Annotated in this window: 3 protein-coding genes and 1 pseudogene; all 4 read left to right on the forward strand. The window is 64.0% G+C overall.

Translation table 11 applies throughout. The annotated features are described in order from the left end of the window. Positions 1-2743 (forward strand): FtsK/SpoIIIE family DNA translocase (locus BEN49_RS25615; RefSeq protein ID WP_083326002.1); only part of this gene is annotated, 2743 nt, incomplete at its 5' end. Between the two features lie 130 nt (positions 2744-2873). Then, positions 2874-3521 (forward strand): outer membrane lipoprotein periplasmic chaperone LolA1, encoded by a 648-nt coding sequence (gene lolA1, locus BEN49_RS11400; protein ID WP_239691911.1) that lies wholly within the window; start codon positions 2874-2876, stop codon positions 3519-3521. Between the two features lie 149 nt (positions 3522-3670). Then, a pseudogene (locus BEN49_RS11405) lies at positions 3671-4435 on the forward strand (DUF2851 family protein); the annotation flags it as partial. A 74-nt stretch (positions 4436-4509) separates the two neighbouring features. Next, on the forward strand, positions 4510-4660 hold a 151-nt coding region (locus BEN49_RS31300; protein ID WP_498366033.1), incomplete at its 3' end, for a hypothetical protein.

Raw genomic sequence — 4660 nt, forward strand, 5'->3', positions numbered from 1 at the left:
GGCCCCGGGGCCCCCATACCCCGGCGTGACCGGCCTGAAGGCGCTGCTGCGCGACCGGCGCTTCCACCTGTTCATCGGGTTTGGCCTGCTGCTGGGCAGCCTCTACCTCACCATCGCCTTCACGTCGTTTCTGTTCACGGGCCACGCCGACCAGAGCGTGGTGGCCGCCATGGGCACCATCCCCACCAAAGAGGCGGGGCAGGAATCGAACAACTGGCTGGGGCTGCTGGGGGCGTGGGCAGCGCAACTATTTATCTATAAGTTGTTTGGGGTAGCGGCGTTCGCCCTCATCCCCATCGTGTTTTTCCTGGGCTACAAAATTGTGTTCCGTACCGCCACCGGCTCGGTGAGCTACGTGCTGGCGCTGGGCCTCTTCACGATGGCCTGGCTGAGCACGCTGCTCGGCTACGTGGTGGTGGCCTTGGGGGCCCCCGCGCCGGGCGCCGACCCGGCCCTGGCCCACCGGCTCGACTTTCTGTGCGGCGGCGTGGGCTTCGAGGCGGCCTCGTGGCTGAGCAGCCTCATCGGCTGGGGTACGGTGCTGCTGCTGGCCTTCGTGCTGATTTCGTTCGTGGTGTTCTTCTTCAACATCACCACGTTGCCGTTCAATTTTAGCCGCTCGGCCGCCCAGGCCGAGGCCGACGAAGACGCCGAGCTGACCGCGGAAATCGAAGCCGAGGAAGCCGCCCAGGCCCGCCCGCCCGTCGCGCCCAAACCCACGCTTAGGGCCCCCGCACCGCTGGCGCCGGCCTTTGCCACGGAGGAAACCGAGGACGAAGGCGCCGCCGCTGGGTCCCCTGCTCCGGTCGAGTTTGAGCCCGCGCCGCAGCCCAGCCCCGGCCTTGCCCTGAGCGTAGCCGGCCCGCTGGCCGTGGCTCCGATTGGGGCCCCAGCCGTGGCGCTGGCCGTGGCTCCAGCCGCCGCTACTGGCGCTGCCGTGGCCACTGCCGCGGTGCCGCTGGCGGTGAGTGGCCCCTCATTTTCGGTGGAGATGCCAGAGCCTGAGCCCGAAGTAGCATTTGTAGCGCCCGTGGTGGCCACGGTGCCCACGCCACTGTCGCTGGCCGACCTGGCCGATGGGCCCCCGGCACCCAGCACCAAGCACCAGGCACCAAGCACCAACCTGGAAATCACGGTGCCCAGCCGCGACGACCTAGACCCCAATGCCGGGGCCGCTATTGCGGCGGTGGCCGACGAGAGCGAGGACGCGGAGGCGATGCCGGACGTGAACTACGACCCGACGCTGGACCTCTCGCGCTACCAGTTTCCGACGCTGGAGCTGCTCAACGACTACGGTGTGGCCAAGGCGCAGGTGACCCAGCAGGAGCTGGAGGCCAACAAGGACCGCATCGTGGAGACGCTGGGGCACTACGGCATCACCATCGCCAGCATCAAGGCCACCATCGGGCCCACGGTTACCTTGTATGAGATTGTGCCCGAGGCGGGGGTGCGCATCAGCAAAATCAAGAGCCTGGAGGACGACATCGCCCTGAGCCTGGCCGCGCTGGGCATCCGCATCATCGCCCCGATTCCGGGCAAGGGCACCATCGGCATCGAGGTGCCCAACGCCAAGAAGGAAATGGTGAGCATCCGCTCGGTGCTGGGCAGCGAAAAGTTTGCCCGCACCGAGATGGACCTGCCCATTGCCTTTGGGCGCACCATTACCAACGAGGTGTTCGTGGCCGACCTGGCCAAGATGCCGCACTTGCTCATGGCCGGGGCCACGGGCCAGGGCAAGTCGGTGGGCCTGAACGTGATTCTGGCTTCGCTGCTCTACAAGCGGCACCCGGCGCAGCTCAAGTTCGTGCTCGTGGACCCCAAGAAGGTGGAGCTGAGCATCTTCAACAAGATTGAGCGGCACTACCTGGCCAAGCTGCCCGACACGGACGAGCCCATCATCACCGACACCAAGAAGGTGGTGCACACGCTCAATTCGCTGTGCATGGAGATGGACCGGCGCTACGATTTGCTGAAGGAGGCGGGCTGCCGCAACCTGAAGGAGTACAACGCCAAGTTCGTGCTGCGCAAGCTGAACCCCAAGAAGGGGCACCGCTACCTGCCCTTCATCGTGCTCGTTATTGATGAGTTGGCCGACCTGATGATGACGGCTGGCAAGGAAGTGGAAACGCCCATTGCGCGCCTCGCTCAGTTGGCCCGCGCCATCGGCATCCACCTCATCGTGGCCACCCAGCGCCCCTCCGTGAACGTGATTACGGGCATCATTAAGGCTAACTTCCCCTGCCGGATTTCCTTCAAGGTGACCAGCAAAATTGACTCGCGCACCATCCTCGACACCGGCGGGGCCGACCAGCTGATCGGGCAGGGCGACATGCTCTTCTCGGCGGGCTCGGACCTGATCCGGGTGCAGTGTGCCTTCATCGACACGCCCGAAGTGGACCGCGTGTGCGACTTCATCAGCGAGCAGCAGGGCTACTCCGATGCCTACCTGCTGCCCGAAGTGGCCGGCGCTGAGGGCGACGACGGCAGCGGCCAGGACGCCGGCGACCCCACCGAGCGCGACACCATGTTTGAGGAGGCCGCCCGCTGCATCGTGCTGCACCAGCAGGGCAGCACCAGCCTGCTCCAGCGCAAGCTCAAGCTGGGCTACAACCGGGCCGGCCGCCTCATCGACCAGCTCCAACACGCGGGCATCGTGGGGCCCTTCGAGGGCAGTAAGGCCCGCGACGTGCTCATTCCCGACGAATATCAGCTCGAGCAACTGCTGAATTCGATGCCTAAGTAGGGCCCCAGAACGCCTTTAGCAACTGGCTAATCCAGTTTTTCTTCAGAAAAGCCATTCTGGCCAGCCTTTTGATAAGGGGCTCCGTATCAGGTCCTGCGGGGCCCCAACGCCTGCTCTTTTATTTATTGCTATGATGACCAAATCGTTTTCGCTGCTGGCCCTGGCCGCCACAATGGTCTTGCCTGCCGCGGCCCAACAAGACCCCAAAGCCGGTAAAATCCTCGACGCCATGAGCGCCAAGTACCAGGCGCTGAACGCCTTCGGCGCTAATTTTACCCAAACGCTGGAGAACCCTTCGGCCAAGGTAAAGCAGAACATGAGCGGCGACATTTTGGTGAGCGGCAAGAAGTTTCACCTCAAAATGAACGGCCAGGAAATCATCAACGACGGCAAAACCACCTGGACCTACCTCAAAAACGAGAACGAGGTGAACATTGCCGACGCCGACGCCGACAGCCAGGACATGTCGCCCTCGCAGATTTATACCATGTATAAGAAAGGCTACAAGTACGCCTACGTGCAGCAGGCCCAGGACGGCGGCGAGGCCGTGGACGTGATTGAGCTGACTCCGGAAAACCGCACCAACGAGGTAATCAAGGTGCGCCTGAAGGTGCGCAAGAAAGACCAGACCGTGAAAAGCTGGCAGATGTACAAGAAGAACGGCAACCAGTACACGTTCAACATCAAGAACTTCAAGCCCAACCCGCCCATCACCTCCAGCACCTTTGCTTTCGACAAGGCCGAGCACAAAGGCGTGAAAGTGGTGGACCTGCGGTAGGTTAGGTGTCAGTTATTCGTTGTTTGTTGTCAGACCAACGATCCGTAGCGGCCCGTTTCGAAAGAGACGGGCCGCTTTCGTGTATGGACGAAGCCAGCCGTGTTTCTGCTGACAATGAACAACGAGCAACTGACAACTAATTTTGCTTCATGCGCGAAGATTTTATCCACTACGTTTGGCAGCACCAGTACTTCGATAAAGCCGATTTGCGCACGGCGGGCGGCGAGAAAATCGTGGTGTTGAAGCCCGGCCACCGCAACGCCGATGCGGGCCCCGACTTCCTGAACGCCCGCTTGCGCTTGGGCGATGTGGAGTGGAACGGTGCGGTAGAAATCCACCTCAAAGCCTCCGATTGGCAGCGGCACAACCACCAGGTAGACGCCAAGTACGACCAAGTGGTGCTGCACGTGGTGCTCACCCACGACGCCGAAGTGGACCGCACCAACGGCAGCCGCATTCCGGTGCTGGCCCTGGGGCCCCGGCTGGGCCCCGAGCTGCTGGCCCGCTACCAGGCCCTGGCCGACGCCCCCGCGACCGCTGCGCTGCCCTGCGCGCCGTTGTTGGGCCAGGTGCCCGAAATCACCAAAATCATGATGGCCGAGCGGGCCTTGCTGGAGCGCGTTGAGGCCAAGGCCGACGCCGTGGCCGCGCTGCACGAGCGCCTGGGCCACGATTGGGAAGCGACGGCCTACCACGCCCTGATGGCCGCGTTCGGCTTCCAGAAGAACAGCGAGCCGCTGGCCCGCCTCGCCAAGGCCGTGCCGCTGGCCGTGCTGCGCCGCCACCGCCACGACCAGCGCCAAGTGGAAGCCCTGCTCTTTGGGCAGGCCGGTTTTCTAGTGGAAAACGACGAAACAGCTGCCGACGCTTACATCCAGGATTTGCGGCGGGAGTACGAATTTCTGCGCCACAAGTACGACCTGGGGGCCCCCGCCCTGGCGTGCACGAGTGGAACTACCTGCGCCTGCGGCCCGCCAACTTCCCGCCCGTGCGCCCTGGCCAGCTGGCCGGCCTGCTGCACGCCCGCCCCGCCCTGTTCGACGCCCCTGCTCACGGCCCAGAGCCGTGGCGGCGCTGGCCGAGTTTTTTAGGGCCCCGGCGCCGGCCTACTGGCGGGCGCACTTCCGCCCCGGCCGGCC

This window comes from Hymenobacter coccineus (assembly GCF_001816125.1).
GTDB classification, from domain to species: domain Bacteria; phylum Bacteroidota; class Bacteroidia; order Cytophagales; family Hymenobacteraceae; genus Hymenobacter; species Hymenobacter coccineus.